The 24,708-nt window shown below is 66.0% G+C and carries 27 protein-coding genes and 1 tRNA gene; 13 read left to right on the top strand and 15 right to left on the bottom strand.

The window, feature by feature from the left end; translation table 11 throughout:
• Positions 1–212: 212 nt before the first annotated feature.
• Positions 213–842 carry an FMN-binding negative transcriptional regulator gene (locus OJJ21_RS23995; protein ID WP_297690485.1) on the bottom strand — a complete coding sequence of 210 codons (630 nt, stop codon included), beginning with the start codon at positions 840–842 and terminating at the stop codon, positions 213–215.
• 421 nt (positions 843–1,263) lie between these two features.
• Here OJJ21_RS23995 and OJJ21_RS23990 point away from each other — a divergent pair, with 421 nt between their 5' ends.
• Positions 1,264–1,740 carry a hypothetical protein gene (locus tag OJJ21_RS23990; protein WP_297690484.1) on the top strand — a complete coding sequence of 159 codons (477 nt, stop codon included), beginning with the start codon at positions 1,264–1,266 and terminating at the stop codon, positions 1,738–1,740.
• Here the strand turns inward: OJJ21_RS23990 and OJJ21_RS23985 are convergent.
• From OJJ21_RS23985 to OJJ21_RS23975, 3 genes are all read right to left on the bottom strand, one after another.
• Positions 1,722–2,945, bottom strand: a complete 1,224-nt coding sequence (locus OJJ21_RS23985; RefSeq protein WP_297690483.1) for a methyl-accepting chemotaxis protein — start codon at positions 2,943–2,945, stop codon at positions 1,722–1,724. The genes OJJ21_RS23990 and OJJ21_RS23985 overlap by 19 nt on opposite strands.
• A gap of 40 nt (positions 2,946–2,985) precedes the next feature.
• Entirely contained in the window at positions 2,986–3,510 is a 525-nt protein-coding gene (locus tag OJJ21_RS23980) for a PAS domain-containing protein (protein WP_297690482.1), read from the bottom strand.
• Between the two features lie 257 nt (positions 3,511–3,767).
• Positions 3,768–3,843 (bottom strand) — tRNA-Thr (locus OJJ21_RS23975).
• A 184-nt stretch (positions 3,844–4,027) separates the two neighbouring features.
• Between OJJ21_RS23975 and OJJ21_RS23970 the strand changes: the two genes are divergently transcribed.
• Positions 4,028–4,660 carry a glutathione S-transferase family protein gene (locus OJJ21_RS23970; RefSeq protein WP_297690481.1) on the top strand — a complete coding sequence of 211 codons (633 nt, stop codon included), beginning with the start codon at positions 4,028–4,030 and terminating at the stop codon, positions 4,658–4,660.
• An 11-nt stretch (positions 4,661–4,671) separates the two neighbouring features.
• Here OJJ21_RS23970 and OJJ21_RS23965 read toward each other — a convergent pair whose 3' ends face one another.
• From OJJ21_RS23965 to hemC, 4 genes are read right to left on the bottom strand one after another with little or no spacing between them, the layout of a single operon-like run.
• Complete coding sequence (locus OJJ21_RS23965; RefSeq protein WP_297690480.1) at positions 4,672–6,006, bottom strand: heme biosynthesis HemY N-terminal domain-containing protein; 1,335 nt, start codon at positions 6,004–6,006, stop codon at positions 4,672–4,674.
• A 1-nt stretch (position 6,007) separates the two neighbouring features.
• On the bottom strand, positions 6,008–7,084 hold the full coding sequence (locus OJJ21_RS23960) for a hypothetical protein (RefSeq protein WP_297690479.1): 1,077 nt from the start codon (positions 7,082–7,084) through the stop codon (positions 6,008–6,010).
• 15 nt (positions 7,085–7,099) lie between these two features.
• Positions 7,100–7,813, bottom strand: coding sequence for a uroporphyrinogen-III synthase (locus OJJ21_RS23955; RefSeq protein WP_297690478.1), 714 nt, complete (start codon positions 7,811–7,813; stop codon positions 7,100–7,102).
• On the bottom strand, positions 7,813–8,727 hold the full coding sequence (gene hemC, locus OJJ21_RS23950) for a hydroxymethylbilane synthase (protein ID WP_366093694.1): 915 nt from the start codon (positions 8,725–8,727) through the stop codon (positions 7,813–7,815). The genes OJJ21_RS23955 and hemC overlap by 1 nt, the downstream gene beginning before the upstream one ends.
• 108 nt (positions 8,728–8,835) lie before the next feature.
• Here hemC and tsaD point away from each other — a divergent pair, with 108 nt between their 5' ends.
• The 4 genes from tsaD (at position 8,836) to OJJ21_RS23930 (ending at position 11,802) form a co-directional block, all read left to right on the top strand.
• On the top strand, positions 8,836–9,906 hold the full coding sequence (tsaD, locus tag OJJ21_RS23945; protein WP_297690476.1) for a tRNA (adenosine(37)-N6)-threonylcarbamoyltransferase complex transferase subunit TsaD: 1,071 nt from the start codon (positions 8,836–8,838) through the stop codon (positions 9,904–9,906).
• Positions 9,903–10,928 carry an NAD(P)H-dependent glycerol-3-phosphate dehydrogenase gene (locus tag OJJ21_RS23940; RefSeq protein ID WP_297690475.1) on the top strand — a complete coding sequence of 342 codons (1,026 nt, stop codon included), beginning with the start codon at positions 9,903–9,905 and terminating at the stop codon, positions 10,926–10,928. Before tsaD ends, OJJ21_RS23940 begins: the two co-directional genes overlap by 4 nt.
• Position 10,929: 1 nt before the next feature.
• The gene (locus tag OJJ21_RS23935; protein WP_297690474.1) at positions 10,930–11,343 is read left to right on the top strand and encodes an EVE domain-containing protein; all 414 of its coding nucleotides are present in this window, start codon (positions 10,930–10,932) and stop codon (positions 11,341–11,343) included.
• Between the two features lie 99 nt (positions 11,344–11,442).
• Positions 11,443–11,802 (top strand): Rieske 2Fe-2S domain-containing protein, encoded by a 360-nt coding sequence (locus tag OJJ21_RS23930; RefSeq protein ID WP_297690473.1) that lies wholly within the window; start codon positions 11,443–11,445, stop codon positions 11,800–11,802.
• A gap of 294 nt (positions 11,803–12,096) precedes the next feature.
• Here OJJ21_RS23930 and OJJ21_RS24445 read toward each other — a convergent pair whose 3' ends face one another.
• Positions 12,097–12,270 (bottom strand): hemin uptake protein HemP, encoded by a 174-nt coding sequence (locus OJJ21_RS24445; RefSeq protein ID WP_366093699.1) that lies wholly within the window; start codon positions 12,268–12,270, stop codon positions 12,097–12,099.
• Positions 12,271–12,549: 279 nt separating this feature from the next.
• Positions 12,550–12,804: a hypothetical protein gene (locus OJJ21_RS23920; RefSeq protein ID WP_297690471.1), complete on the bottom strand. Its 255-nt coding sequence runs from the start codon at positions 12,802–12,804 to the stop codon at positions 12,550–12,552.
• Positions 12,805–13,165: 361 nt separating this feature from the next.
• Here OJJ21_RS23920 and OJJ21_RS23915 point away from each other — a divergent pair, with 361 nt between their 5' ends.
• Positions 13,166–14,512 (top strand): adenylate/guanylate cyclase domain-containing protein, encoded by a 1,347-nt coding sequence (locus OJJ21_RS23915; RefSeq protein WP_297690470.1) that lies wholly within the window; start codon positions 13,166–13,168, stop codon positions 14,510–14,512.
• A 2-nt stretch (positions 14,513–14,514) separates the two neighbouring features.
• On the opposite strand, the gene OJJ21_RS23910 is transcribed toward OJJ21_RS23915, so the two are convergent.
• The 4 genes from OJJ21_RS23910 to OJJ21_RS23895 form a co-directional block, all read right to left on the bottom strand.
• Positions 14,515–15,225: a 2OG-Fe(II) oxygenase gene (locus OJJ21_RS23910; protein ID WP_297690469.1), complete on the bottom strand. Its 711-nt coding sequence runs from the start codon at positions 15,223–15,225 to the stop codon at positions 14,515–14,517.
• A gap of 50 nt (positions 15,226–15,275) precedes the next feature.
• The gene (locus OJJ21_RS23905) at positions 15,276–15,665 is read right to left on the bottom strand and encodes a nuclear transport factor 2 family protein (protein ID WP_297690468.1); all 390 of its coding nucleotides are present in this window, start codon (positions 15,663–15,665) and stop codon (positions 15,276–15,278) included.
• Positions 15,662–16,408 (bottom strand): creatininase family protein, encoded by a 747-nt coding sequence (locus OJJ21_RS23900; protein ID WP_297690467.1) that lies wholly within the window; start codon positions 16,406–16,408, stop codon positions 15,662–15,664. The genes OJJ21_RS23905 and OJJ21_RS23900 overlap by 4 nt, the downstream gene beginning before the upstream one ends.
• 95 nt (positions 16,409–16,503) lie before the next feature.
• On the bottom strand, positions 16,504–17,286 hold the full coding sequence (locus OJJ21_RS23895) for a YafY family protein (RefSeq protein WP_297690466.1): 783 nt from the start codon (positions 17,284–17,286) through the stop codon (positions 16,504–16,506).
• A 591-nt stretch (positions 17,287–17,877) separates the two neighbouring features.
• Here OJJ21_RS23895 and OJJ21_RS23890 point away from each other — a divergent pair.
• From OJJ21_RS23890 to OJJ21_RS23875, 4 genes are all read left to right on the top strand, one after another.
• A complete protein-coding gene (locus OJJ21_RS23890) occupies positions 17,878–18,237 on the top strand; it encodes a type II toxin-antitoxin system RelE/ParE family toxin (RefSeq protein ID WP_297690465.1) in 360 nt (119 codons plus the stop codon).
• Positions 18,234–18,548, top strand: a complete 315-nt coding sequence (locus OJJ21_RS23885) for a helix-turn-helix transcriptional regulator (RefSeq protein WP_297690464.1) — start codon at positions 18,234–18,236, stop codon at positions 18,546–18,548. Before OJJ21_RS23890 ends, OJJ21_RS23885 begins: the two co-directional genes overlap by 4 nt.
• A 226-nt stretch (positions 18,549–18,774) precedes the next feature.
• The gene (locus OJJ21_RS23880) at positions 18,775–19,278 is read left to right on the top strand and encodes a hypothetical protein (RefSeq protein WP_297690463.1); all 504 of its coding nucleotides are present in this window, start codon (positions 18,775–18,777) and stop codon (positions 19,276–19,278) included.
• Positions 19,279–19,402: 124 nt separating this feature from the next.
• Positions 19,403–19,678, top strand: coding sequence for a hypothetical protein (locus OJJ21_RS23875; protein ID WP_297690462.1), 276 nt, complete (start codon positions 19,403–19,405; stop codon positions 19,676–19,678).
• A 162-nt stretch (positions 19,679–19,840) separates the two neighbouring features.
• Here the strand turns inward: OJJ21_RS23875 and OJJ21_RS23870 are convergent, their stop codons facing one another.
• Positions 19,841–21,976: a methyl-accepting chemotaxis protein gene (locus OJJ21_RS23870; RefSeq protein ID WP_297690461.1), complete on the bottom strand. Its 2,136-nt coding sequence runs from the start codon at positions 21,974–21,976 to the stop codon at positions 19,841–19,843.
• Between the two features lie 502 nt (positions 21,977–22,478).
• On the opposite strand from OJJ21_RS23870, the gene rpsD reads away from it, so the two are divergent.
• Positions 22,479–23,093: a 30S ribosomal protein S4 gene (gene rpsD, locus OJJ21_RS23865; RefSeq protein ID WP_297690460.1), complete on the top strand. Its 615-nt coding sequence runs from the start codon at positions 22,479–22,481 to the stop codon at positions 23,091–23,093.
• Positions 23,094–23,206: 113 nt separating this feature from the next.
• On the top strand, positions 23,207–24,708 hold a 1,502-nt coding region (locus OJJ21_RS23860; protein ID WP_297690459.1), incomplete at its 3' end, for an ATP-binding protein.

The raw sequence follows: 24,708 nt of genomic DNA, 5'->3' as shown, positions 1-24,708 counted from the left end.
ACGGTGCCCTCGTCGAGCAGACCAACGCCTCCGCCCAGGCCATGGCCAATCAGGCGCGGCAGCTGGCTGAACTGGTCGGTCATTTCCGCGTCGATGGCAATGCACCGGGCCATGCCGCCAATGACAGTGCGGCCGACGGGATCGACGAAGCGGCGGACTGAGTGCCGCGACCACCTGAACAAAAAAAGCCCGGTCGCAGGACCGGGCTTTTTTTATGCGCCGCGTTTCTTCTGCGCCGCCGCTGCCATGGCATCGGCAAGCGCAAGATTATCGTCGCCGCCGATGCGGCGCAGATTGGCGATCACACCATCGATATCGGCCAGCGTACGGTTCTGGCTCAGTTTGTATTTGCCTTCCAGCCGGGTCAGCGGAATCTCGATACCGACGATGCCGCGCACCAGGCCATCAAAAAAACTGTCCGGCTCGTCATCAAGTTTCCAGCCATCCGGACCTTCGTAAATCCGCGACAGCCGGTCGACGATACCGCGCAACGCGGCCGCATCGCGGGTGACGCGCGCGCGGCCATAGCCATGCACCACCATGTAATTCCAGGTCGGCACCGCCGGCTTCCTGGCATACCAGTTCGGCGAGACATAGCCATGCGGCCCCTGGAAGATGCAGAGCACCTCCTGGCCGTCCAGCGCGGCAACCTGTGTGTTGGCCGCCGCCAGATGGCAGATCAGGGTGCCGTGCGCACCGCGATCCCGGTCCAGCAGGAAGGGCACATGGCTGGCAATCATTTCCGGACCGCTGCCCGAAATCAGCTGGCCGAAGGCATGCGCCTCGATCAGGCCGAACTGGGCTTCGCGGTTCGGCTGGGCAAAATGGGCGGGGATATACATGGCGGGTCCGTGCGGCGGGCTGGCGGGGCGCACATCTGACGGCGCGGCCCAGCCTGCCGCAACAGGGGAATTGCACCGAAATTGTCCCGGTCGCCGGGCGCCGCAGCTCCGGCTGTTCTCCCCGCTGCCACTGAAAGTGACAGCGCTGGCAAGACTGCGACTTACAACTGCCGCGTGTTTATCGAGGCGGCAGCGGCCGCGGCGCAAAAGGCTGCATTCAGACCGGTGGCAAAAAGCACCAAGCCGCGAATTCTACTGACGGTTCTGGAAAAATCCGTCGGAAGCCGGCAACGGATGGTTTCGTAACCGAAGCTTAACCCGATCCCGGGCCAAACTGACCATGGCGCTGCAACCTTGCCGGGACTATTCATTCTATCGCGGCCGACAACATGCTAGAGAGATTCAAAACTACTAGTCGGTGATGCAGACTACGGAAGCCACCCTGCCTGATGATCTGAAGACCCTGCTGGCGCTGTGGCGCATGCGGGCCGGCAGTCTGCGTTTTCCGCCGCGCGAAGCTTTCGACGGCCGCACCCTGATGCCCTGGGCCGGCCGCCTGCATCTGATCGAGATGCTGGAAGATGGCGATTTCTTTTTCCATCGCTTTTCGCCGATCAGCGCGGCGCGGCTCGGCCTCGACATGACGGGGCAGCGGCTGTCGGCCACCATTCTCGACGAACGTGCCGCAATGACCACCAGCGGCTATCGCCGCTGCCTGACGCTGGCGCGGCCGATCTGCGACCAGATTCCGGCAAAATTCGGCGACGGCAAGCATCACACGCCCTACGACCGCCTGCTGCTGCCGCTCGGTCAGGGCGAACGGCCGAATTTCCTGCTGGTGGGACTGTGGTTCCATCCGGCGGAAATTCCGCCGGACAATCACAAGGCGCGGATATAGGCGAGGAAGTTACGCACCTGGCCGCCGAGCTGCGCGGTCTGGCTGTTCAGACTGTCGACCGCGGCGCCCACTTCGTCGGCGGCCTCGCCGGCCACGCCGGCCGCGTCGCTGATCTCGCGCATGCTGGACGACACGCTTTCGATGCCGGCGGCGGCATGCTGGATGTTGTTGCTGATATCGGCGGTGGCAGTGGCCTGCTCCTGCACGGAATCGGCGATCACACCGATGCGGGTATCCAGTGTCGAGGCCTGGTCGCGGATGACCTCGATGGCGGCAATGGTGTGATCGGAGGCACGCTGGATCGCAGCGATCTGGTCGGCGATGCTCTTGGCCGCCTCGGCGGTCTTCTGCGCCAGGTTGCGCACTTCGGTCGCCACTACGGCAAAGCCCTTGCCGGCCTCGCCGGCGCGCGCCGCTTCGACCGAAGCATTTAGCGCCAGCAGGTTGGTCTGGAAGGCGACGCCCTTGATGAACTCGACCACCTCATCGATCTTGCGATTGGCCACAGCCAGCTGCTGCACGGCCTCGCCGGCGCGCGCCACTTCCTGCGTCACCGCCGCACTGGCGCCGCGTGAATCGCGCACCTGACGATCGATCTCGATCACCGAGGCGCTGAGTTCCTCGGCGGCAGAGGCAACCGCCTGGGCATTCGTGGCCGCCTGTTCGGCGGATTGCGACACGGCGGCGGCCTGTTCGTGCACGGCGCGGATTTCGCCGGCCATGGTGGCGGAATTGGATTGCAGGGCGGCAGTGGCCCCTTCGACATTGCCGACCACCGAGGTGACCTCGCGCTCGAACTGGTCGGCAAGGGCGCCGCGTTCCTCGCGCGCCTTGTTTTCCATCGCGATACGCTGCTCGGCGACCTGGCGCTCCAGCGCCGCCGCCGCTTCGGTCTTGCTCTGCATGGCGGCCCGGGCGGTGTTGATCACCTCGGCACCACGCCGGAAATCGCCAAGCATGCCGCGCAACAGGAAGGAGCGGTAATACTTGCCTTCGGAGGCATGCATCAGCGAGGCGCCGGCCTCGCGGATAAAGGCATCGGTGCGGTCGAGCAGGCGGTTCAGCGACTGCAGGATCGGCGCCTGCTCGCCATAGCGTTCGGTATCCGTGATGCGGACGGTGAAGTCGCCCGCCGCGGCGCGGTCGCAGACCTGGGCCAGGGTGTCGAGCGCCTGCTGGCGCCGGTTGGGAGCAAACAGACTCATGCCGCTACATCCATCATTGAATTTTCACACATCGCCGGCATCACGACGCCAGCGAGAAAACGAATTCGTCGTAGCTCTGGTTGCGTTCGGCCAGCAGCTTGTGCAGCAGCGCAACGCCGGCGGCCTGGCCCTGCTTGCGATCGGCATGGCGCTGCTCCTCGGCCAGCAGCAGCTGATAGACCGGTGCGATCTGCTGCACGGCAGCGGCGGTGGGCTTGCGGCGGTTGGAATGATAGCCGTCGATCTTGCCGTTTTTGTCGTAGCTCGGCGTGACATGGGCGAAGACCCAGTAATAATCGCCGCTCTTGGCCATGTTCTTCACATAAGCGAAAATTTCACGGCCGCTGGCGATGGTGTCCCAGAGCAGCTGAAAGACACAGCGTGGCATATCGGGATGACGCAGGATGCTGTGCGGCTGGCCGACCAGTTCATGCTCGGCATACTGGCCGACCCGGCAGAACACCTCGTTGGCATAGAGGATGCGCCCCTTGGTATCGGTCTTGGAGACGATGATCTCGTCTTCGCCAAAAGAGCGTTCGATCTGAGTTGGTGTCGGGCGAAACATGCTGCGGCTCGGAGAGACAGAGAGATGAAAGGGCGATCAATGGCCTGCCGTGTATATCAACCGCATCCCTGACAGGATTTGATTTACCGCAAATTTTCTGGTCCGTCACGACGCCGTATTGCCGGAGGTTGCAGGCTGGCGACCGTCTACACGGAATAGACAGCGCTGCACAGAAGAGGGCCGGGCACAGAAGAGGGCCGGGCAGCGAACATGCACTGACGCGACAGGCGAAGCAGGGGGCCGAAAGGCAGGGGAGATGGTGCCGGCGGAGGGACTCGAACCCCCGACCTCGACTTTACGAAAGTCTTGCTCTACCAGCTGAGCTACGCCGGCACGGCGTCCGTCATGCAATCCATCATGCCGGGTTGACCCGGCCGGACCGCGCGCGGAAAATACGGCCCGGCCGGCGGCTTGGCAAGCCGCAAGATCGGCCAAAATAACCGGCGCGGCCAAGGATTTGCAGCCTGGACTGCGGCGGATTCGGGAATTGTATGGAATCCGGGGGTAACATCGCATCATGGCCGCAGCCTACACGCTTTACGGCAGTTTCCTCTCGGCCCCGACCTACAAGGTCGGGCTCATGCTGGCGCTCAGCGGCCTGACATTCGACTACCGCCATATCGATCTGGCCAAGGGACAGCACAAGAGTCCGGATTTCCTGCGCATCAACCGCTACGGCCAGGTGCCGGCGGTGATCCATGACGGCTTCACCCTGTGCCAGGCCAACACGATCCTGGAATACATCGCCGAGCAGACCGGAAAATTCGCCGCCGCCGATACCGCGGAGCGCCAGCGCATCCGCGAATGGCTGGTCTGGGAGACCGACCGGCTGGAGCCGGGCATCAACCGGTCGCGCTTCTTCGAGCGCTTCGCCAAACCCGATCAGGCCGTGGTGGACTACCACCGCAAATGGGCCGAGATGGGGCTGGAGGTGCTGAACACCCTGCTGGACGGCAAACGCTTCCTGGTCGGCGAACGGCCGACCATTGCCGATATCAGCGTCTTCGGCGTCGTTGCCCATATGGCCGAGGCCAAGTTCGACATCGCGGCCTGGCCGCAGATCAAGGTCTGGTGGGACCGCGTCGCGGCCCTGCCCGGATTCCGGCTGCCTTACGACCTGCTGCCGAAGGGCGATCAGGACGCGGTCTGACCGCGCCTGCGTCAGGGCTTTTGCAGCAACAGCGGCCGCGCCGGCGCCGCCAGCGGCAATGCCTCGCCGAGCCGCGTGGGATCCAGCGTGTCGAAGCTGCCGCAGGCGGCGCAGAGCAGGGTCCAGTCCGGTGCCCCGGCGCCGCAATGGCCGCATTGCCACAGCGCATGGTTTGCCGCCTGGGCGCGCCAGTGATCGGCCGCGATACTGTCGCCTTCGCTCTCCTCGGCCAGCCGCGCCAGCAGCCGTGCCGCCCAGGCGCCGCCCGAAGGGCCCGCCTTGTTCAGCGCCGTGCGCGCGGCGGCAAAATCGCGCAACTGCAAAGCGGCTGCGGCAAACAGCAGCTGGCTGGCGGTTTCCGGCCGCCGCTCTGCCACGAAATCCTCGACAGCGCCCAAAAGCTTTTCGGCCGGCACATCCTGCTGCAGCAGCAGCCAGGCTTCGGCCAGCGCCTCGGCGGGCGCCCGCGCAAAGGCACGGCGCAGATGGAAGGCCGCCGCCTCCCTTGCCGCGTGGTGCCCGATGTCCATATGGGCAGCGCGCCCCATCAGCACCGGCGGCACCGGATGCTCGGGCAGCACCTTCGCCGCGCGTTCGGACCATTGCCTGGCCATGCGATGATCGCCGCGCGCCAGCGCCGCCTGCGCTTCGGCCAGATCGAGCCGCGCCGACAATGCGGCCGCGGCCTCGCGCGTCACGGCTTTTTTCTTGCGGCCGAGTTCCAGCCGCTTGCGCGCGGCGTCCCAGTCGCCGGCTTCGACCAGCAACTGCAGCTCGGCCTCGGCGGCAAAGGGCGAAGATGGACGGAGCCGCGAGGCGCGCTGCGCCTGCTCAAGCGCCGTGATGCGATCATTGCCGCGCCGCGCATCGGCCAGCAGCCCGCGTGTGCCGAGAAACGCCGTGCCGGGATCGCGGCTGAGCGCCTGATAGGCTTCATGCGCCAGCGCCGCATCGCCCTTCAGCTGGGCGGCATGCGCCACCAGCAGGCGCGACAGCGCCGGATCGTCGAGCTGCTTGCGCGCCTTGTCGGCCAGCGCCAGGGCGCGGTCGGCTTCGCCGGCGGCGACTGCCACCATGCCGGCGGCGAAATTGACATAACCCTTCTGCTGGCGTTTCAGACGGCGGCGCTGCGGCAATGCGGCGGCCCAGGCCAGCGCCCAGGTGACGATGAAGGCGGCCAGCACCAGCAGCAGCACGCCGAGCGCCAGCAAGGGCGCCGGCGCCTCGATGGCATAGCCGAACCAGGCGAGCCTGAGACGGCCGGGCTGGTCCGCCAGCCAGGCAGCAAAGCCGGCCAGTGCCATCAGGACGATCAGAACACCGGCGCCGCGCAGCAATCGCAGCATGTCAGTGCACCGCGAGATGGCCGCGCAGCGCCCTGCCATACTCGTCCAGCGCGGCATCCAGCTTCAGCCGCGCCTGCGCCTGGTCGCGCCAGTCGGACAGATCGGCGATCAGCGGCAGGCCGTCCAGTTCGGCCACGGCTGCCTTGAGATCGCCCCGCGCCAGCGCCGCCTCGGCAAGATCCAGCCGGCCTTCCAGCGTGGCGGCATCGGGCGTACCGGTGCGACGGATGCTGATGAGTCCGCTGACCTTGTCGAGCGCCCGCTGCCACCAGGCCCGGTCGGCAGCAGCGGCATCGGCCGGCAGCGGCGCGGCGCGCTGCTGTTCGGCCAGCGCGGCGAACCGTGCGGCCAGCGCGGCGGCGGCCGGCGCCGGCTGTTCGGCAAACGGCTGCAGCGTGGCGAAAGCGGTTTTCAGGTTGCCGCCCTGCGCTTCGGCATAACTGCCGAGCGCGGTGGCTTCGCGGGCGAAGCCCTCGCCGCGCCGGGCGCGTTCGCGCAGTTCGCTCCAGGCGATCAGCTGCAGCAGCGGTTCGCGCAGGGCAGCCAGCCGCGCCTCGCTCAGCGCCGTCATGCGCCCCTGCAGTTCCGCGATCTGGCCTTGCAAAGCCGTGCGCTGCGCGGTGGCGGTCTCCAGTGCGGCGCGCAAGGCGACGATCTGCTGCTCCAGCTCGGCCAGCTTCTGCGGATCGACCGCATTGGCGGCCGGCAGCTGCTGCAGCCGGTCGAGACTGGCGGTCAGGCTGGTGAAGCGGCTTTCCAGTTCGTCCAGCCGCGTATCGCGCGGCGACATCGGCACCACCGAGGGCGCCGCCGGCGCCGGCGCCGGCGCCGGCGCGGGCCCAGCTGCGGGTGCAGGAGTCGCCGGGCGCGATGCGACGGCCGGCGTCTTGTCCATGCCGAGCAGGCCATCGAGCCGGCCGCTGACCGACAGCTGGTAGCCGACGGCAATGGCGACCGAGAGCAACACGGCGCCGACCAGATACAGCACGATGCGCGTGCTGCGGCCGCTGCCCGCTTTGGCCAGCGGTTCGGCCTCGGCGTCGATGATCTTGTCCTGCGGTCCCGGCGTCTCGCTCATCGCTGCTCCGTACTGTTACTGCAACAAAGCCGTGAGGTCGGCTTCGCTCGGACTGGCCGCCACCCGCACCGCGCGCCACGGCAGGACGGCGGCTTCACGGGCGACATTGGCGCTCAGGCAAAAGGCAACTGCCGCCGTGGCGCCGGCCGCGATGCCGGCCCGCTCGACCAGCGTAACAAATGTGGCTGCCGTGCGGGGAGAGAAAAACAGCACGCCATCGTAAGCTTTGGCGCCAAATTGTGACGCGACCGAGGCAGGCAGGGCGATCGCCGTCTCGGCATCGTACAGCACCACGCGGCGCACGTCATAGCCATCGGCCCGCAGCATCGCCTGCAGGTCGCCGGCCCGCGCCGAACCGGCCGCATGCAGCAGGGCGCCGGCCGCCGGTGCATGCCGCGCGCGCACCAGCTGCGCCAGCAGATCGACATCGCCGCCGGCAGCCTCGACCGGCGCGAAGCCGGCCGCCGAAGCTGCCAGCGCACTGGCCGGGCCGACCGCATAGACAATGAAATCGCGGCGCGGCGTGGCATCCGCGAAGGCGCGCACGCCATTGGCCGAGGTGAACAGCAGCGCGGTCACGCCGTCCAGCGCCGAAGAGAGTTCCGGCTCGACGTCATGCTTCTGCCGGATCGCCAGCATCGGCGCGGTATCGACACTGTGACCCAGCGCCAGCAGTCGTGCACGCAGCGCCTGCGATTCAGACTCCGGCCGGGTCAGCAGCAGATGCATCAGACTTTGAAAAAGTCCGGACCGATGCGGCTTTTCAGCTCGGCACCGGCATCCTCGCCCATCGCCACGCCGTCGCGTGCATTGCCACGGCGTTCGATCTCGATCAAGTCGGTGCCGTCGGGCCGCGCGATGGCGCCGCGCAGCCGCAGTCCCACGCCATCGAGTTCGGCCAAGGCGGCAATCGGCGTGCGGCAGGAACCGTCGAGCACGGCCAGCATGGCACGCTCGGCCTCCACCCGCATGCGCGTCGGCGCATCGTCGAGCGGTTTCAGCAGATCCAGCACACGGGCATCGCCGTCGCGGCATTCGATGCCGATGGCGCCCTGCGCCACCGCCGGCAGCATCTCATCGGTCTGCAGCACGCGCATGCCGGCGGGTGCGATCTTCAGGCGATTGAGTCCGGCCAGCGCCAGGAAGGTGGCGGCCACCACGCCGTCCTCCAGCTTGCGCAGGCGCGTCTGCACATTGCCGCGGAAGGTGACGACCTTCAGATCGGGCCGGCGCGCCAGCAAAAAAGCTTTCCGTCGCAGCGAGGCCGTGCCGACGGTGGCGGCCTGCGGAATCTGCTTCAGGCTCATCGGCGTGATCGCCAGCAGCACGTCGCGCACATCCTCGCGCGGCAGGTAAGCGGCCATGATCAGCCCGTCGGGCAGCTGCGTCGGCATATCCTTCATCGAATGCACGGCCAGGTCGATCTCGCCCGACAGCAGGGCCTCTTCGATTTCCTTGGTGAACAGCCCCTTGCCGCCGGCCTCGGCCAGGGCGCGGTCCTGGATCTGGTCGCCGGTGGTCTTGATCACGCGGATGGCGATCTGGTCCTCGCGTAAACCGGGATGCGCCTTGAGCAGCCGCGCGCGGGTTTCCTGCGCCTGGGCCAGCGCCAGCGGCGAGCCGCGGGTTCCGATATTCAGCACGGGCGTTCCGGGAGTCACCGGCCGCCCCTTTGCTTGATGCTCCGGCGCCATGATGCTAAGGCCTGCTTTGCAATATCGTATGTATTATACTTCAATCCGTACAACGCCATGCTTGTTCTCGGCATCGAAACCAGTTGCGACGAAACCGCCTGCGCCGTGGTCACGGATGCGGTCGATCCGGCGCGTCGCATTGTCAGTCATAGCCTGTTCTCGCAGATGAGGGAACACGCGCCCTATGGCGGCGTGGTGCCGGAAATCGCCTCCCGCGCCCATATCGAGCATCTGGACGGCCTGGTGGCCGAAAGCCTGACCGCCGCCGGCCTCGGGCTGCGCGATCTGGATGCCATCGCCGCCACCGCCGGGCCGGGCCTGATCGGCGGCGTCATGGTCGGCCTGATGACCGCCAAGACGCTGGCCTATGCCACCGGCAAGCCGCTGATCGCCGTGAACCACCTGGAGGGCCATGCGCTCTCGGTGCGGCTCAGCGAGGACGTGCCGTTCCCCTATCTGCTGCTGCTGGTCTCGGGCGGCCATTGCCAGTTCCTGATCGTGGACGGCGTCGGTCGCTACCGCCGGCTCGGCACCACGATCGATGACGCCGCCGGCGAGGCTTTCGACAAGACCGCCAAGCTGCTCGGCCTGGGCTATCCCGGCGGACCGGCGATCGAGCGGCTGGCGAAGCAGGGCAACGCGCTGCGCTTCAGTCTGCCGCTGCCGCTGAAGGGCAGGCCGGGTTGCGATTTCAGTTTCTCCGGCCTGAAGACCGCCGTGCGGCTGGCGCTCGAAAGCTGCGGGCCTGCACCCACCGGACAGGACAAGGCCGATCTCGCCGCGAGCTTCCAGCGCACCGTGATGGCGGTGATCCTGGATCGCGCCCGCCATGCCATTGCGATGTTCGGCGACAGCCATGGCGTGCGCGGAAAATATTTCGTCGTCGCCGGCGGCGTGGCGGCCAATGCCGTCTTGCGCGAGGGGCTGGTTGCTCTTGCCGAGGAACACGGCATGCGCTTCACTGCGCCGCCGATGGCGCTGTGCACCGACAATGGCGCCATGATCGCCTGGGCTGGCCTCGAACGTTTTCGTCTCGGCATGATCGACGACCTGGAGGCACCGGCGCGCGCGCGCTGGCCGCTCGATGCCATGGCCGCCGCCAGGCCTTTCGCAGGGGTCAAGGCATGACCAAGGATTTCCATCGCATCGGCCTGCGGCATGTCGGCGTCATCGGCGGCGGTGCCTGGGGCACCGCGCTGGCGGCCCTGTCCGCCAGTGATGAGTCCGGGCCGGGCGACACCATTCTGTGGGCGCGCAATGCCGAAGTGGTCGAGAGCATCAACCACCACCATATCAATCCGCTCTACCTGCCCGGCGTGCCGCTGCCGCCGGCGCTGAAGGCCACCGGCGATCTGGCCGCATTGAAGGATTGCGATGCGCTGGTGCTGGCGGTGCCGGCGCAGACGCTGCGCCAGTTCGCCGGCCAGATCCGCCAGCATCTGCCGCTGCTGGCGCCGCTGGTGATCGCCGCGAAAGGCATCGAGAGCAGCACCGGGCTGCTGCCCGGTGAAATCCTGGCCGAGCTGCTGCCCGGCCGCGTGCTGGCGATCCTGACCGGACCGAATTTCGCCAGTGAAGTGGCGCGCGGCCTGCCTGCCGCCAGCACGCTGGCCTGCAGCGATACCGCCATCGGCGCCGCCCTGGTGCAGCGGCTCGGCCGGCCGACTTTCCGGCCGTATCTGTCGGACGATGTGATCGGCGCGCAGATCGGCGGCGCGGTGAAGAACGTGCTGGCGATTGCCTGCGGCATCGTGATCGGCCGCAAGCTGGGCGACAACGCGCGCGCCGCGCTGATCACGCGCGGGCTTGCCGAGATGACGCGGCTTGGCCTGGCGCTCGGCGCGAAACGCGAGACGCTGATGGGCCTGTCGGGCCTGGGCGACCTGGTGCTGACCTGTTCGGGTCACCAGTCGCGCAATCTGTCGCTCGGCATTGCGCTCGGCGAGGGCAAGAGCCTGTCCGAGATCATGGGCGCGCGGCGCAGCGTGGCCGAAGGCGTGCATACCGCGCGCGCCATCGAGGCGCTGGCGCTCAGGCACGGCGTGGACATGCCGATCTGCGCGGCGGTCGATGCCGTGCTGCACAAGGAGGCCGGCATCGACGACATGCTGGCGGCCTTACTTGCCAGACCTTTCAAAACGGAAGCATGACATGAACTACTGGCTGATGAAATCCGAACCTTCCGCCTGGTCCTGGGACATGCAGGTCAAGAAGAAGGTCGAAAGCTGGAACGGCGTGCGCAACTACCAGGCCGCCAACAACATGAAGGCCATGAAGCTGGGCGACCGCGCCTTCTTCTATCACTCTGTCGATGAAAAGCAGATCGTCGGCATCGTCGAGATCTGCAAGCTGTATCACCCAGACCCGACCGATGAGACCGGCAGATTCGGCATGGTCAGCGTGAAGGCGCTCTTTCCGCTCAAGACTCCGGTCTCGCTGGCGCAGATCAAGGCCGAGCCGAAGCTGAAGGAGCTGGCCCTGCTGCGGCAGTCGCGGCTCTCGGTCTCGCCGGTCGATGCGGCGAGCTGGAAGCTGATTTGCAAGATGGGCGGCGTGAGTGCTTAAGGACCTTCACGTCGTCCTCGGACTTGATCCGAGGACCTCTTGCAGGACGGATAAAGATCCTCGGGCCAAGCCCGAGGATGACGATTTGAGTTGCGCCCTATGACCTCCCGCCCCAACCAGCCCGCGCCGGGCACCAGGCTGCTGCGCTTCGACGAACTGGGCGAGACCGATGCCAGGGGGTTTTCCTTCGGCGAGGGCAAGGAGCGCTTCCAGTGTTTCGTGGTACGCTGGCAGGGCGGCGTGTTCGGCTATGTCAACGAATGCCCGCATGCGCGCACCTCGCTGGACTGGCAGCCCGACAAATTCTTCAACCTGCGCCGCGACGCGCTGCAATGCGGCACGCATGGCGCGCTGTTCACGATCTATGACGGCGCCTGCTTCATCGGCCCCTGCAAGGGCAAGGCGCTGCTGCCGTTTGCCGTAAAGCTCGATCCTGACGGCTGGGTGGTCGCGGCGTAAGCCAAAACTATCGCGGCCGGGATGCGCGAGGGACGCATCGCCGGCCGCAGGTCGGCCGCAGGCAGGGTGGGAGAGCTGCGGCAGACCTTTTGCTGTTTCCTTCGACGCGGCGCGCTCAGCCTGCGCGGGCCCTAGCCCGCACGCGCGGTGGCGCGGATCTCGCGGCAGGCTTCCGCCAGGCCGAGCAGCGCCAGGCCCAGCCTGTGCAGCGGTGTGGAGCGTGTCGTCTTGCGAGGCATGGCAGTGTCTCCTCAGTCAGAACACGGGGCAGATAAAGTCACTTGGTCAATCGGGTCACTTGGTCAGAATCAGCTTGCCGCTGGCAGTCTGCCGCAGGCGGTATTCGGCACCGCCATGCAGGATCACCACCTCGCGGCTGCCGCCGAACAGGCTGCGGCTCTCGATCCGCGCCGGACTGCCGGCTTCGGTTGCCGCTGCCGGCTCGGGCGGGACCGCAACACGCTGGATGCGGGCGATGCGCAGGCTGGTAACGGTGCCGCCGGACCCGCTACCGGTACCGGTCGGGGCCTGCCTGGCAGGGCGCCGTTCGTTGTCCTGTATCCCCATCGCATCCTCTGGAACCGCAACGGCATCCTGCCGCCCGGTCGCGTCTGAGGCCTTGATACTCCGGATACGATGCGAATGCAAGTGAGAATGAGTCGCATATAAAAGCCATAAACGTCTCCCGTAAACGACCGGGCCCTGCCGGACCCGGTCAAACCGGTCTATGGGAGCCGGATCGGCCGGTCAGGCCGTGACGCCAGAGGCCTCGGCAACGTCGTCGCCGTCTGCGCCCTCGGCATGGGCCGCATGGCGGCGCAGCTCGGCCAGGCGCAGCCGGGTGGCGAGGCGGCGGATCTCCACCTCCTGCACGCCGTCGCGTCGCATGAGCAGCTGGGTGATCGGATCGGCCAGCATGTCGCTGAGCGCCGGTTCGGCGGCGAGCCAGCAGACTTCCGTGCCACCGATCAGATGAATGGCGGTGCGGCGCGCATCGTGCATTGGCCCCTCCTTCCCGATATCGCCGCCCTGTGGTGGGACGGCGTACTCAACTCCGGTCCTGATCCCTCACGCCGGATTCGAATTTGTCCTGCGCTTGATCTATGGCGTCCAACTTACTTCGACAAGCGTGCCCGGCGTGTGACGAGAAAGCGGTTTTTTCGTGACCTGTGATGCAGTGCCAGAAGATGGTGTCATTACTGCGTGCGGTGCAATAAAACTGCCGCATGAACATGCGAGGGCGCTATGCGCGGCCTGCTGATGCATTGCGCAGGCGCAATGCCGGAAGTTGCGGCGGTCGTCACAGTCCGGCGCGTGCTGAAGCTGCTAGGGTGATCTGTTGCAAGGGGGACCGCCCGACTTCATGACCGCCACCGCGACCGCATCAACGCTGGGCAGCCGCCTGAGCCGCGCCATCGCCGACGAGGAACAGCGCGGTCTGGTCTTCGCCTTTCGCGCCCGCATTGTCGCCGTCATTGCCGTGATGGCCTGGCTCGTGCTGGTGATCGAAAGCCAGCGGCAGTTCTACTATCTCGGCGTCACGGCGCTGTTTTTCCTGCTCGGCTGGGTGCCGCATCTGCTGCGCCGCCACCGCCATGCCATCGCGATCCGCTTTGCCTTCGTGGTACTCGACATCATCCTGGTCACCGCCGTGGTGATCCTGCCGCCGCCGGGCGCGTTGGATTTCGGCTTTCCGATCCAGATGCGCGTGCGCGGCCCGGAATTCCTGTATCTGGTGCTGCTGATCGTCGGTTCGGCGCTGTCCTATTCGCCGCTGCAGGTGCTGTGGACCGGTGTCTGGTCGATCGCGGTCTGGTCGGCCGGCGTGGTGCTGGTGGGAATGCGGAGCGATACGCTGCTCACGCCGCCGGGCGAAGGCTCGCCGCAGGCGCTGCTGCGGATTCTGATGAACCCGTATTATGTCGGCTATTTCCAGCTGCTGAACCAGGTGGTGCTGACCGCCATCGCCACGGCAGTGCTGGCCGCCGCCGTGTGGCGCTCGCGCGCGCTGCTGCTGCGCCAGACCCGCGCCGAAATCGCCCGCGCCGATCTCGCCCGCTATGTCTCGCCCGATGTGGCCGATGCGATCATGGATGCCGAATCCGCCGGCAGCGGCAGTTTCGGCGCCCCGGTCAACCGCAATGTCGCCGTGCTGTTCGCCGATGTGGTCGGCTTCACCGGCCTGTCGGAGCGCATGGCGCCGGATCGCGTGGTACGGCTGCTGAAAAGCCTGCATGAACGAGGCAGCGCCGTGGTCTTCGCCCATGGCGGCTCGCTCGACAAATATCTCGGCGACGGCTTCCTCGCCACCTTCGGCGGCATCAGCAGCCAGCCCGATGCGGCGGCGCGCGCCATCCGCTGCGCCCTGGCGCTGCAGGAAGAAACCGCGCGCTGGAATGCCAAGCGGCAGGCGCGCGGCGATGTGCCGGTGCGGCTGTCGGTCGGCGTGCATTACGGCCCGGTGGTGGTCGGCAATATCGGCAGCGCGCAGCGGCTGGAATTCACCGTGGTGGGCGATACCGTCAATATCGCCAGCCGGCTGGAGACGCTGACCCGTGCGCTCGACTGCCGTATCGCGGTGTCGGATGCGACGCTGACCGAGGCGCGGCTGCACGATCCGGCGCTGTCGCGCTTCGAGGCCGCCGGCGGGCGCCGGCTGGACGGCCGCGAGCAGACGCTGTCGGTGCATATCTGGCCGCCGAAGACCTGAGATCACCCCGCATCGTGGAAGATGATGCCGAGCGTATGGCGCCGGCCGCCGTGCAGTGTCGACACGCCGTGGCGCAGCGCGACGCGGTACGGCCCGCGCGGACCCGCGACCGGCCGCTGGCTGACCGCGAAGAGCACCGCCTCGCCCTGTTGCAGCCGCACCACCTCGGCGCGGCTCTGGCTGCGCGGCTTGTTCTCCACCAGCACGAAATCGCCGCCGCTGAACGTCGCCGGATCGCTGAGCAGCAGGGTGAGCTGCAGCGGAAACACCAGCTCGCCGTAGAGATCCTGGTGCAGGCGGTTGTAGTCGCCCGGGCCGTAGCGCAGCAGCAGCGGCGTCGGCCGCGTCTGCCCGGCGGCATGGCAGTCCGCGATGTAATCGGCATGCGCAGCCGGAAACTTTTCCGTCCTGCCCATCTGCTGCTGCCAGCGGTTGGCGAGCGGGGCGAGCCGCGGATAGATGGTTTCGCGCAGCGTCTGGATCGCCGCGGGCAGCGGATAGCTGAAATAGCGGTATTCGCCCTGGCCGAAGCCGTGCCGCGCCATCACCACGCGGCTGCGGAAATGCGCCGGCGCGTCGTAGAGCGCGGCGAGCGCGGCACACTCCGCCGCGGTCAGCAGCGGTCCGGTGGTGGCGAAACCGGATGCCTCCAGGCGCCCGAGGAGCGCGGGCCAGTCCAGCGAATCGATACGGGCGGCAAGATCAGCGGTCATGCGGCCTTACCTAGCGCGCCCGGCGACCCGGCGCTTCCCGTTTCTTGCGTTCAGGACAGCAGCGCCGCGAAGGCCGCCGTATCGGTATAGACGCGGTATTCGGCAATGCGGCCGCCCTCGAAGCGGAAGGCATTGGTCATGCTGACGGCGATGTCCCGGCCGGTGCCTTTGGCGCGCCAGCGGCCGCGGCCGAGCACCACCACCCAGTCGCCCTCGGCGACCACCGCCTCCTGCACCACCTCGACGATGTCGAGCGCGTCGCGCACCAGGCCGAGAAAGCGCCGGTAGGCGGCGAACCCCTCATGCACGCCGACCCAGGGCAGCAGGCCCGGCGGGCCGAAATAGCGCACGGTGATGCCGGGCGTCAGCAGCGTTTCCAGCGTGGCGAAATCGCCGGCGCGCAGCGCCGCGTAATAACTGTCGAGGACGGCTTTGCTCATGCCGCCAGGAACGCCCGGTAGCTGTCGGCCAGTTCCGGCACCACGGCTTCCATGATGGTTTTGCCGTGCTCTTTGGTGGCGAGCGCGGGATTGGAGCCGATGCGGCCGTCGGCGAAGCGGCTGCGGTAATCGGCGGCATCGGTGAAGCCGCCATTGGGCGCGACGCGCGGCGTCATCTCTGCATCCTTCACCGCCTGCGGATAGGCATGATAGGTGACCGAGACTTCCGACGGCGTGGCGTGGCTGCCCTCTTCACCCGGGAACAGGCTGTTGGACAGCCGCCGCGCGCTCGGCGCCTCCCACCAGTTCTTGATGGTGCAGCGCAGGCTCGGCACATTGTGGCCGGGCGGCGCGAGACTGGCTTCCGCATAGATCTCCGAAAACGCCGCTGTCGCGGTGGCGATGTTGCCGCCATGGCCGTTGAGGAAGAAGAAGCGGTCGAAGCCGTGACGGCTCAGACTGGCCACCATGTCGCGGATCACGGCGATCAGCGTGGTGGGCCGCAGCGTCATCGAACCGGGGAAGCCGAGATGATGCTGCGCCATGCCGACATTGATGGTGGGGCCGACCAGCGCCCCGGCGACGCGGCCGACTTCGGCGGCAAACACCTCGGCGCAGATCGCGTCGGTGCCGATCAGGCCGTTGGGGCCGTGCTGCTCGGTGGAGCCGATCGGGATGATGATGCCGGTCGAGCGCTTCAGATAGGTTTCCACCTCGGCCCAGGTACTCAGATGCAGCTGCATGACGGCTCCGCGCGTGACAAAACAGAGTCCTCAATAGAAGGGCGGCCCCCGCAAAAGTCCAGAGCCGCAGGGCCGGCCGTCGCAGCGTCACGCCATCACGCCGCCGCGTCGTCCTTTCCGGGCCGCCCGTTGTCGGGCAACCCGTTGTCGGGTACGGCGGCCACCGCGGCGGCAGCCTCGGAGTCGCATTGCGCGCGGCGGATCGCCTCTTCCTCGCGCCAGGCCTTCATCAGCGCGGCGCGGCGCCGCGGGTAGCGCTGCGCGATCGGCGTGAGCGTGACGATGCGGTCGGTGCGGAAATGGCGGAAGGCCTGGCGCAGCTCGCACCAGGCCACCAGCATGCGCACGCTTTCGAAAAAGGCGAGCGCGAAGGGCCAGACGATGCGCGTGCTTTCGCGCTCGGCTTCGTCGCGATAGGCGATCTGCATCTTGTGTTCGCTGCGGATCAGCTGGCGGATGGTGGCCAGCTCGGCATCGCCGGCGGCGATCGGCGGCGCGCCGGCGATGAACAGGCTTTCGCTGTCGAGCGCATCGCGCAGGTCGACCGGCAGCACGGCGCCGATGCGGGCCATCGCATTGCGCGCCGCCGCCCCCAGCCGCGCATCGGCGCGTTCGGCCACCCAGCGCGAGCCGAGCAGCAGCGCCTCCAGCTCCTCTTCCGAGAACATCAGCGGCGGCAGCATGAAGCCCGGCCGCAGCACATAGCCGACGCCGGGCTCGCCATCGATGCTGGCGCCCTGGCCCTGCAGGCTGGCGATGTCGCGATAGAGCGTGCGCAGGCTGACGCCGAGTTCGCCGGCGAGCGCCTGGCCGCTGACCGGCTGGCGGTGGCGGCGCAGGCACTGGATCAGGGCAAGCAGGCGTTCGGCGCGGGACATGGCTGTGTTATCCGGGCATGGGGGCGGGGCGGGATTGGCCGGCAGTCTGCCCGATCATACTGCCAGTTCCTGTCAGGATACCCGGGGTTCGCCAGGATGCGAATGAGGCCCGCGGCGGTCGGTTTGAGTCCCGGCAGAGTCCATCCGGTGACGCGTGAGTCCCAATACGGTCCATTCGGGTCCCATCCGGGTCGAACAGGGACATGCGGCCTAAAAATACCCCTGCCGATTCATGGCAGCAGAAAGCCGAAAGAACTGAAATCCTGCCATTTTCCGGCAGTAGAACCCGGCGACGGAGGCGGGCCCGGGCGGCTTCGTTTCGCTTCGTTCGGCTTCGCCGGTGTTCGTTTCGCTTCGTTGCGGTTCGTTTCGCTTCGTTTGCGTTCGTTGGGCGTCGTTCCGGTTCGCGCCACACCAGGGCATCCTGTCATTTTCTGGCGGGAAGTATGCGAAAGCGGCCTGCTGGAAGATTTTGACTTGCAGAAAAGTCATGCTTAAAATAGAACATATAATGAACATATCGTCGAAGTCAAGCGTACCGGCGATGGTACATCTCTCTTGATTTATAGTACCTTATAAGGTACAGCCTGCATGACCGGATCGAACAGCAAGCGTGTCCGCGTGGTCTTCTATCAGACCGCGACAGAGGTCCAGCCGGTGCGCGACTGGCTGCGGTCCCTGCCGCCGGAGGATCGATGGATCGTCGGCCAGGATATCAAGACGCTGGAGATGGGCTGGCCGATTGGCATGCCGGTCTGCCGGCCATTGGGCGGCGGTTTGTACGAGGTGCGATCCAGCATCCGGAAAGGCAAGGTGGAGACGCGTGTCTATCTTGCCATCGAGGACGGTCTGGCCGTGCTGCTGCATTATCAGCAGGGCAAGGCCGGACAGGACCGTGAAATCAGGCAGGCCCGCAAACTGCTGAGCGACTATCGCCGGCGCAAGCAATGAAAGAGATCGACATGGTCAAGACAGTGTCGCCGGTCGGACAATCCTTCGATGATTTCCTCAAAGAGGAAGGCATGGCTGATGCCGTGGCGGTGGAAGCGCAACTGCGCGTGCTGGCCTGGCGGATCGAACAGCAGCGCAAGGCCATCGGCCTGACCAAGGCCGCGCTGGCGAAAGCCATGGATACCAGCCGCAGCCAGCTCGACCGCATCCTGCATGCGGAGAAAGCCACACTGACCGTAGAGGTGCTGGACCGCGCGGCGCGGGCGGTGGGGTTGCGGCTAAAGCTCGATCTGGAGCCGGTGGCGGGATAACTACGCCAACTATACGGGACTGGTTCATACGCCGTAGGTAGTGAAGCTTAAGACAAAGCCTTTGCGGGTATCCATTATCGTTGGGACTCGCCGCTTTTCTTGGGCTTATTCTTCAACAGTTGAGGCGGGCTAGACAGCGCACCGCGTAGCGCGTAGCGCCTTTTCAAAGCGGTCCAGAACCTCTTTGTCGCTGTATTTATCTGCGTCTTTCATAAGGAATAATAGCATGGACGATTTAGTTATCGAAGCGCCTGGCCATCCAGACAATTTTCACCATTACCTTGGCATCTTCCATGGGCTTTGGTTAGCTACTGATATAATAATCGATTATGCAATCGGCCGCTTTCTTAAATCTCCACACGAGGACACACATATATTGACTGCGGGTTTGGAATTTGGCCGAAAGATTAGAATTTTGATTGATCTTGCAAAGCGCAGCACTGACCCAAAAAAAGAAATTCTGGTTGAGGCGTTAAGAACTATGCAGGGTTCCAAGCGAGAGATAATCACTCACTCATACTTGAAGAGCGACAAAGACAAGATAATTTTTTTGAATCGCTCTCGTGGTGGGCCGTACAAGGCAACCGAAACAAAATTTTCAAGAGAAGAGTTCATAGACCACGTGAAGACATTGGTGTTGGCAGCACAAAAGTTTGAGACTCATCTTGATTTAAATGAGGATGATTTCCAAAAATTTGCCGCATCGGCATTAAGTCTCAATCAAAACTGAAATACGTTGCCGGGGTCACCATCCATAAGCGATAAACTATTTTCGCCTCACTCGTTACTGAATACCTCTCGAAGGGCTTCATTCATCTCCGTGGGGACTTCGATTTTATCCGAAGGGAATCGACATGAACCGAGAAATCTTCCGGGTTCCAGTTGTCGCCCCTCATAATTACGAAGCCTTCCGCGCTCTTATCGATGATGCACCGGCCACTCATGGCGGCTGGATTGAACTCATGCAAAAACGCCAAACGGAAGAGAGTCACAGAGGGTTCGTGATCCGGGATGTTCATGTGAACCCGGAGAAGTTCGCCAGCTTCTGCCGAGGGAGAGGACGGGCAACAAACTTCGTAACGCTTTGGCATTTTGTCGAAGAAACCGACCCCCAAAATAACTACCGATAACCACTTGCCAGTGGAGATATCACTCACGTCACGACAAAAACTAGTGGTGAGCTCAGCAGGCCGATAATCTTAAAATTGAAGGCTTTACAGGAGCCCCCTAGTTTCGGTCTCGTAGTCTGAAGTACACGATCCAGATATCAAATCGAGCCACAGCTGCCGCCCTCAGAATTCCTGCCAGTCGTCATCGGCGGCGGCAACGGGCGCGGGTTTCGGCACAGGCTTCGGCGCAGGCTTTGACACGGGCTTTGAAACTGGGCGCGGCGCCGGCGCTTTCACCACCGCGAGGGTCGTCACCGTTCTGGCCGCAGGTGCGGTGGCCACGGGTGCGGCGGTCGGCGCAGCTTCGGCCGGCGCCGGCGTTGCCGTCGCAGGCGTAGCGACGGCGGCAGGCTGAGCATCGGCCGGGCCATTGCGGAAGAAGCCGACCGCATCGGCCAGTTCGATGGCCTGGCCGTTCAGCGCCTGGGCGGCGGCGGTGGTTTCTTCCACCAGCGCGGCATTGCGCTGGGTCATCTCGTCCATGCCGGCAACAGCCGTGTTGATCTGCTCCAGCCCGGTCGCCTGCTCGCGGCTGGCGGCGGCGATCTCGGCCACGATGTCGCTCACCTTCTTGATCGCGACGACGATCTCGGTCAGCGACTTGCCGGTCTGGTTCACCAGCGTGGCGCCGGTTTTCACCTGGGCGTTCGAGGCGCTGATCAGCGCCTTGATATCCTTGCTCGCATTGGCCGAACGTTGCGCCAGCGCGCGCACTTCCTGCGCCACCACGGCAAAGCCCTTGCCGGCCTCGCCGGCGCGCGCGGCCTCGACGCTGGCGTTCAGCGCCAGCAGGTTGGTCTGGAAGGCGATCTCGTCGATCAGGCCGACGATGTCGGAAATCTTCTGCGCGCTCTGTTCGATCTGCGTCACGGCTGTCACCGCATCGCTGACCACGCTGCCGCCTTTTTCCGCCGTGTCGCGCGCCGCCACCGCCAGCTGGTTGGCGGCCTGGGCGTTATCGGCATTCTGCTTCACCGTGGCCGTCACCTCATGCATCGAGGCGGCGGTCTGTTCGATGGAAGCGGCCTGGCTTTCCGTGCGGCTGGCGAGATCCTGGCTGCCGGCGGAGATTTCGTTCGACGCCGAACGCACCTGGCCGGCGGCCTGGCTGAGCCGCGTCACGATATCGGACAGCCGTTCGGCCATGCGGTTGGTGTCGTCTTTCAGCCGGCGGAAGGCGCCGTCGTAATCGCCGGTGATGCGGCGATCCAGCCGGCCATCGGCCATGGCGCCCAGCACGGTGCCGAGTTCGGCGATCATGCCTTCCACCGCGCCGGCCAGCCGGTTGATGCCTTCGGCGATGGCGAGATAGAGGCCTTCCTTGCCCTCGACCGACAGGCGGCGGGCGATGTCGCCGGCGGCCACGGCGCCGACCAGTTCGGCGATCTCGGCCGCCGCGGCCTGTTCCTGGGTCTCGCGCGCCTGGCGGCGGTTTTCGGATTCAACCCGCTGGTGTTCGATTTCGGCCTCGGCATCGCGGCGCGCGATCATGCCGTCCTTGAACACCTGCAGCGCGCGCGCCATCTCGCCGACTTCGTCGCTGTATTCGGCGCCGGTGACGGCGACCTCCAGATCGCCATCGGCGAGGCCGCGCATGGTTGCCGTCATGCCCTGTACCGGCCGCACCACGGTGCGGCGGATCATCACCACGGCGGCGGCGATCACCAGCAGCAGCACGCCGAGGCCGAGCGCGGAAATCTGCAGCAGCTGGGCGAAGGCATCGTCCTGGGCCTGGTTGCGCCGGCTGAGACTGCCGCGTTCCTCGTCGCGCATCTCTTCCAGCACCAGGCGGATTTCCTCCATCTGGCCCTTGCTGAGCGGCGAGCGCAGGGTGCGCAAGGCCGGTTCGCGCTGGGTTTCGTTTTTCAGGCGCGGCACCACCGTGTCGGCGAATTTGCGCTGCCATTCGACGATGCGGCCCGCCACCTGCTCCAGCCGCTCCTGCTGCACGGTATCGCCGGCGGTGAGCTGCTTCAGCCGCGCCAGCAGGCGGGTGGCGGCGTCGCGGCCGATATTCAGGCTGTCGAGATGAGTTTCGTCATCCGACAGCGCGAAGCCGCGCACGGCGGTTTCCTGGTCGGACATCGCCTGGCCGAGTTCGGCCAGCGCATCCAGCATGCGGAAGCTGCCGGCGGTGTCGCGCTGCGCCTGTTCGAGGAACTGCACGTTGCGATACGCCAGGCCGGCGACCGCCAGCAGGATGGCGAGAATGAGCACAAAGGCGGCGGTTACCCGCAGGGAGATGGTCAGCTGGCGCATGGCAGGAGGGGTCCGGGCAGGCAGGAGGGAAGGAAAACCGCAAGAAACTGCCGCGGCTGAGGACGGCGATCCCCCGGACCAGGACGCCTGTCCCGCGGAGCATTCTGCCACCCACCCCCCGGCGGGCCGCTCCGTGACCGGAGCAACACCATATAGTAGTAGCCGCGCGACGGCCGCGGCTGCAAGCTGGCTTAGCAGGCTAAGCTATTAAGCTTTAAGTAGTTTTGGCGATTCGATACCGTGGCGGCCGGCGGTTTCAGCCGTGAAACGGCAGCAGGGCCGCGCCGGCTGTCCGGGGGCCGGTCCGGGCGGGATCGCGCTGGCCCCAATCCGCTTGACGCCAATCGCCTTGACGCCAATCGCCTTGACGGGGGGGCAGCGATCCCTATGATGCGCCCGCCCTCCCGGCTCCTCACCGGGGGATCGGCATTTCTTGCATGGACCGGGTCGTCGTGGCTGCCGTCCGACCATGCGCCGAATTGACTTCAGGACTACACACAGAATGAGCAAGCGTCAGGAATCCAAGTACAAGATCAATCGCCGTCTCGGCGAGAATCTGTGGGGTCGCGCCAAGAGCCCGATCAACAAGCGCGAATATCCGCCGGGCCAGCATGGCCAGAAGCGCAAGAAGCCGACCGACTACGGCACCCAGTTGATGGCCAAGCAGCGCCTCAAGGGCTACTACGGCAACATCACCGAGAAGCAGTTCCGTCGCGCCTATGCCGAAGCCAACCGTCGTCGCGGCGACACCTCGGAGAATCTGATCGGCCTGCTGGAGCGCCGCCTGGATGCCGTGGTCTACCGCATGAAGGTGGTGGCCACCGTGTTCGCCGCCCGCCAGTTCGTCAGCCACGGCCATATCGCCGTGAACGGCAAGCGCGTCACCATCCCGAGCTACCAGATCAAGGTCGGCGATGTGATCGAAGTGCGCGGCGCCGCCAAGGACTACACCTTCGTGCTGGAAGCGCTGAAGTCGAGCGAGCGCGACATCCCCGACTACATCGACATGGACGAAGGCAAGCTGCGCGCCACCTTCAAGCGCGTGCCGCTGCTCGCCGACGTGCCGTACCCGGTGAAGATGGAACCGAACATGGTCGTCGAGTATTACTCGCGCTAATCATCCGGGACGTACCGAACACGAAAGGCCGCCAGCGAAAACTGGCGGCCTTTTTTGTTGTATGTGGCGCATAACATGCATGCTAAAGTTGCGGCGCCGCAACAGAGATCCGCATGACGATCCGCGCCCGCCTGTATCTGGCCATTGCCCTGCTGGTCGGCACCGTCATCACCGGCGCCGGCTTCAGCGCCCTGCTGCTGCACACCGCCGATGCCCAGCTGGAAACCGTGCGCGACCGCGCCCTGCGGCCGATCACGCTGCTGCGCGTCGTGCGCGATGCCTACCAGGGCGAGATCACCGGCACCGCCGTGAAGCTGCGCAACGGCCTGACCGGCTGGGAACCGGCCGGCAACAGCCTGGATATCGCGCGCGGCCAGATCGCCATCGCCTGGGGCAACTACAAAAGCGATGTCGAGGACGCGGCGGAACTGCAGCGCATCGCCGCGCTCGACCGCCGCATCCAGGACGCCGACATTGCCCTGCAGCAGCTGCGCGACGTCGTGGCGGCGCGCGACCTGGCCGGTATCGGCCGCTTCGTCGACGCGACGATGTATCCGACCGTCGATCCGATCACCGCGCAGCTGTCGCAGCTGATCGAAAGCAAGATCATCGCCTCCAACCACATCCTGCGCGAGGCCGGCCGCGCGCTGACCGATTTCCGGCGCGGCCTGGTCGCGATGCTGAGCATCGTGGTGCTGACGGCGGCCTTCGCCGCCTATGTCGTGTGGCGCAAGGTGTCGCGGCCGGTGGCGGCGATGACGGCGGCGATGACGGCGGTGGCGGCCGGCAACCTGCAGCATCCGATCCCCGGCGTCGGCCAGCACGACGAGATCGGCCAGCTGGCCCAGGCGCTGGAGGTGTTCCGCGAGGCCGGCCGCGCGCTGGGCCTGGCGCGCGAGCAGGCCGAGGCGGCGACGAAGGCGAAGTCGAATTTCCTCGCCACCATGAGCCACGAGATCCGCACCCCGATGAACGGCGTGATGTCGATGGCCGAGATGCTGGCGCTGACACCGCTGAACGGCGAGCAGCGGCGCATGGCCAAGGTGATTCACGATTCGGCGCAGGCGCTGCTGACGGTCATCAACGACATTCTCGATTTCTCGAAGATCGAGGCCGGCCGGCTGGAGATCGAGACAGTGGAATTCTCGCTCGCCGATCTGGTCGACGGCATCGGCGAATTGCTGGCGCCGCGCGCCGACGAGAAGATGCTGGAGCTGGTGATCGAGATCGCGCCCGACTGCGCGGATCGCCGGCTGGGCGATCCCACCCGGCTGCGCCAGGTGCTGCTCAATCTCGGCGGCAACGCGGTGAAGTTCACCCATGACGGCAGCGTCGTCCTCGCGGTGCGCAGCCTTCCGGACCGCGAGGACTGGCTGCGTTTCGAGGTGCGCGACAGCGGCATCGGCCTGACGCCGGAGCAGATGCAGCGCCTGTTCAGGCCGTTCGAGCAGGCGGATTCCTCCACCGCGCGCAAATACGGCGGCACCGGACTCGGCCTGTCGATCTGCCAGCGGCTCTGCGCCCTGATGGGCGGCCGCATCGGGGTGGAGAGCGAAAGCGGCAAAGGCTCGGTCTTCTGGTGCGAACTGCCGCTGGCCATCGCCGGGCCGGCGAT

Source organism: Ferrovibrio sp. (assembly GCF_025869515.1).
Classification (GTDB): domain Bacteria; phylum Pseudomonadota; class Alphaproteobacteria; order Ferrovibrionales; family Ferrovibrionaceae; genus Ferrovibrio.
The sequence above is the reverse complement of the archived record's forward strand: the minus strand, read 5'-3'. Positions and strand labels throughout refer to the sequence as shown.

Coding starts and splice junctions, on each gene's coding strand:
- OJJ21_RS23985 (WP_297690483.1), bottom strand. CDS start 2,945: ATGAGTCTGTTTGCTCCCAACCGGCGCCAGCAGGCGCTCGACACCCTG.
- OJJ21_RS23935 (WP_297690474.1), top strand. CDS start 10,930: ATGAACTACTGGCTGATGAAATCCGAACCTTCCGCCTGGTCCTGGGAC.
- OJJ21_RS23900 (WP_297690467.1), bottom strand. CDS start 16,408: ATGCAGCTGCATCTGAGTACCTGGGCCGAGGTGGAAACCTATCTGAAG.
- OJJ21_RS23960 (WP_297690479.1), bottom strand. CDS start 7,084: ATGAGCGAGACGCCGGGACCGCAGGACAAGATCATCGACGCCGAGGCC.
- OJJ21_RS23880 (WP_297690463.1), top strand. CDS start 18,775: ATGGACGATTTAGTTATCGAAGCGCCTGGCCATCCAGACAATTTTCAC.
- OJJ21_RS23990 (WP_297690484.1), top strand. CDS start 1,264: ATGCAGACTACGGAAGCCACCCTGCCTGATGATCTGAAGACCCTGCTG.
- OJJ21_RS23910 (WP_297690469.1), bottom strand. CDS start 15,225: ATGACCGCTGATCTTGCCGCCCGTATCGATTCGCTGGACTGGCCCGCG.
- OJJ21_RS23875 (WP_297690462.1), top strand. CDS start 19,403: ATGAACCGAGAAATCTTCCGGGTTCCAGTTGTCGCCCCTCATAATTAC.
- OJJ21_RS23995 (WP_297690485.1), bottom strand. CDS start 842: ATGTATATCCCCGCCCATTTTGCCCAGCCGAACCGCGAAGCCCAGTTC.
- OJJ21_RS23885 (WP_297690464.1), top strand. CDS start 18,234: ATGAAAGAGATCGACATGGTCAAGACAGTGTCGCCGGTCGGACAATCC.
- OJJ21_RS23980 (WP_297690482.1), bottom strand. CDS start 3,510: ATGTTTCGCCCGACACCAACTCAGATCGAACGCTCTTTTGGCGAAGAC.
- OJJ21_RS23970 (WP_297690481.1), top strand. CDS start 4,028: ATGGCCGCAGCCTACACGCTTTACGGCAGTTTCCTCTCGGCCCCGACC.
- OJJ21_RS23965 (WP_297690480.1), bottom strand. CDS start 6,006: ATGCTGCGATTGCTGCGCGGCGCCGGTGTTCTGATCGTCCTGATGGCA.
- OJJ21_RS23930 (WP_297690473.1), top strand. CDS start 11,443: ATGACCTCCCGCCCCAACCAGCCCGCGCCGGGCACCAGGCTGCTGCGC.
- OJJ21_RS23905 (WP_297690468.1), bottom strand. CDS start 15,665: ATGAGCAAAGCCGTCCTCGACAGTTATTACGCGGCGCTGCGCGCCGGC.
- rpsD (WP_297690460.1), top strand. CDS start 22,479: ATGAGCAAGCGTCAGGAATCCAAGTACAAGATCAATCGCCGTCTCGGC.
- OJJ21_RS23895 (WP_297690466.1), bottom strand. CDS start 17,286: ATGTCCCGCGCCGAACGCCTGCTTGCCCTGATCCAGTGCCTGCGCCGC.
- OJJ21_RS23955 (WP_297690478.1), bottom strand. CDS start 7,813: ATGCATCTGCTGCTGACCCGGCCGGAGTCTGAATCGCAGGCGCTGCGT.
- OJJ21_RS23870 (WP_297690461.1), bottom strand. CDS start 21,976: ATGCGCCAGCTGACCATCTCCCTGCGGGTAACCGCCGCCTTTGTGCTC.
- OJJ21_RS23940 (WP_297690475.1), top strand. CDS start 9,903: ATGACCAAGGATTTCCATCGCATCGGCCTGCGGCATGTCGGCGTCATC.
- tsaD (WP_297690476.1), top strand. CDS start 8,836: ATGCTTGTTCTCGGCATCGAAACCAGTTGCGACGAAACCGCCTGCGCC.
- OJJ21_RS23915 (WP_297690470.1), top strand. CDS start 13,166: ATGACCGCCACCGCGACCGCATCAACGCTGGGCAGCCGCCTGAGCCGC.
- OJJ21_RS23890 (WP_297690465.1), top strand. CDS start 17,878: ATGACCGGATCGAACAGCAAGCGTGTCCGCGTGGTCTTCTATCAGACC.
- OJJ21_RS23920 (WP_297690471.1), bottom strand. CDS start 12,804: ATGCACGATGCGCGCCGCACCGCCATTCATCTGATCGGTGGCACGGAA.